A 379-nucleotide genomic window follows, 5' to 3' on the forward strand; every position below is an offset into this window, starting at 1 on the left:
CCCGATAGAGATGGTAAAGCACCGGATCTTCCAGATGATCGAAAACCACCGAATAGAGCTTTCGCTTCTGCTCCTCGACATCGACGCCCAACGGCCGGTAGAGAAGACACGGCGCGAACGGGAAGCTGCCGTCCCGAAATTCCTCGAAGGCCCGGCGGGCATTGATTGGCGTGACGGAGAGAAGGAAATCGAAGGACGATACGATATCGTCGATGGACCTGTCTGCGCGCCTGACCGCATCGACGAAGGCCTTGCGGCCGAGCGCCCTGTGGCTGGTCACCTTGAGCGCGTCCATCCCTGCAGAGAATGACGAGAAGGCTTGCAGGCCCGCGTCGAAAAGATCGGCGATCATCGTCTCGCGCAGGCCCGGATAATCGGC

At 60.2% G+C, this 379-nt stretch carries 1 pseudogene; it reads right to left on the reverse strand.

Going from position 1 to position 379, the window contains the following annotated elements:
• Positions 1 to 379: pseudogene (locus EN804_RS35070) on the reverse strand (DUF1704 domain-containing protein); the annotation flags it as partial.

Origin of the sequence: Mesorhizobium sp. M8A.F.Ca.ET.161.01.1.1 (assembly GCF_004792105.1) — a bacterium.
Taxonomy (GTDB): Bacteria; Pseudomonadota; Alphaproteobacteria; order Rhizobiales; family Rhizobiaceae; genus Mesorhizobium.